Source organism: Nocardioides guangzhouensis (genome assembly GCF_004519545.1).
Lineage (GTDB): Bacteria > Actinomycetota > Actinomycetes > Propionibacteriales > Nocardioidaceae > Nocardioides > Nocardioides guangzhouensis.
Map to the genome: position 1 here is coordinate 1 of NZ_SDKM01000107.1, position 1,752 is coordinate 1,752.

Sequence of the window (1,752 nt, forward strand, 5' to 3'; positions counted from 1 at the left end):
CCGGGTACGACCAGCCCGGGTACGACCAGCCGGGGTACGACCAGGGCTACCCGCCGCCCGGGTACCAGGCCGGCCCCGACCAGCCGCCCCCGCCGCCGGGGTGGCAGCCGCCGCCCCCGCAGGGCTGGCAGCCGCCCCCGCCGCCGGGATGGCAGCCGCCGCCCGGGCAGTTCTACCCGCCGAACCCGGCTGCGCCGTACGGCGTGCACCCGCGGACCGGCGTGCCGTACTCCGACAAGTCGCGCATCGTCGCCGGCGTCCTGCAGCTCGTGATCCCGCTCGGCATCGGCCGGTTCTACATGGGCTACACCAGCCTGGGCGTGGCCCAGCTGCTGGTCACGATCTTCACCTGCGGCATCGGGGCCCTGTGGCCGTTCATCGACGGGATCCTGATCCTGGTGAACGACGACGTCACCGACGTCGACGGACGTCCGCTGCGGCCCAGCTGACCGCGCTCCCGGCCCGGCGGGGTCAGGCGGTCACGAAGTCGATCAGCTCTTCGACCCGACCGAGCAGCGCCGGGTCGAGGTCGTGGAACGACGACACCCGGCCGAGGATGTGCTGCCAGGCCCGGGCGACGTCGGCCTGGTCGCGGTGCGGCCAGCCGAGCTGCTGGCACACGCCCTTCTTCCACTCGAGGTGGCGCGGGACGTCGGGCCAGGCGCGCAGCCCGAGCCGCTCGGGCTTGACCGCGGCCCAGACGTCGATGAACGGGTGGCCGACGACGAGGACGTGCTGCCCGACCGCCGAGCGCGCGATGCCGTCGGCGATGCGGCTCTCCTTCGAGCCCGGCACGAGATGGTCGACGAGCACGCCGACCTTGCGCTGCGGGCCCGGCCGGAAGTCGCGCAGGTGGTCGGCCAGGTCGTCGACGCCGCTGAGGTACTCGACGACGACGCCCTCGACACGGAGGTCGTCGCCCCACACCTTCTCGACCAGCTCCGCGTCGTGCCGGCCCTCGACGAAGATCCGGCTCGCCCGCGCCACCCGGGCCCGGGCCTGCGGGACGGCGATCGAGCCGGAGGCGGTGCGGGTCGGCTGGGCGGGCGCGGACTGGCGGACCGGTGGGGTCAGCACCACGGGCTTGCCGTCGACGAGGAAGCCGGGGCCCAGCGGGAAGGTGCGCCGCTTGTTGCGCCGGTCCTCGAGGGTCACCGTGTGCAGGTCGCGGTCGACGGCGACGATCTCGCCGCAGAAGTCGGTGGTGACCTCCTCGACGACCTCGCCGAGGGTGGCGGGCAGGTCGGTGGCGCGGCCGCGCTTGGGGGCGCGCCAGTCGGTGGACAGGACGTCGGAGCCGTAACGGTCTGTCGGGGGCACCGGTCCACGCTAGGGGCTGGCGCCGACCGGATGCCGGAGCCGCGCCGGGTCAATTCGGCGGCGCGTCGCCGTCGTCGTCCGTCGTGTCGGCCGGGTCGGCGTCCTCGTCGTCACCGGACGATCCCGCGTCGTCGATCCCGAGGTCGGCGGTCTCGCCGTCCGGGAGCGGCCGGGCCAGCGGGTTGTCGTCCCCCGGCCGGAGGTCCTCGGGCAGCTGGTCGTCGGTGATCGAGTCCGGCGCGACCTCGTCGCCCGGGCTGTCGTCGCGCTCGCCGCCCGACGCACCCTCCCCGGACGCCCCGGGTGTCGGCGGGGTGGTCTCGTCGATGTCCTGCGGCGGCGTACCCGTCGGATCGCTCATGCCCACCCGTACCCATTCCCGCCGAACCGAACGGTGGGGCGGACGCTCCTATGGATCGTCAAGCCCTGACG

General features: G+C 74.5%; 3 protein-coding genes. 1 reads left to right on the top strand and 2 read right to left on the bottom strand.

What is annotated here, in order from left to right; genetic code table 11:
• Positions 1-449, top strand: a 449-nt coding sequence (locus EKO23_RS24645) for a TM2 domain-containing protein (RefSeq protein ID WP_134721218.1), incomplete at its 5' end; no start/stop codon positions are given.
• Between the two features lie 22 nt (positions 450-471).
• Here the strand turns inward: EKO23_RS24645 and EKO23_RS24650 are convergent.
• Together EKO23_RS24650 and EKO23_RS24655 are read right to left on the bottom strand one after the other, a co-directional pair.
• A complete protein-coding gene (locus tag EKO23_RS24650) occupies positions 472-1,320 on the bottom strand; it encodes a DUF3097 domain-containing protein (RefSeq protein WP_134721220.1) in 849 nt (282 codons plus the stop codon).
• Positions 1,321-1,369: 49 nt separating this feature from the next.
• A complete protein-coding gene (locus EKO23_RS24655; protein ID WP_134721222.1) occupies positions 1,370-1,681 on the bottom strand; it encodes a hypothetical protein in 312 nt (103 codons plus the stop codon).
• Positions 1,682-1,752 lie beyond the last annotated feature (71 nt).

Excerpts from the sequence above, each read along its gene's own strand:
- EKO23_RS24655 (WP_134721222.1), bottom strand. The coding sequence starts at position 1,681 with ATGAGCGATCCGACGGGTACGCCGCCGCAGGACATCGACGAGACCACC.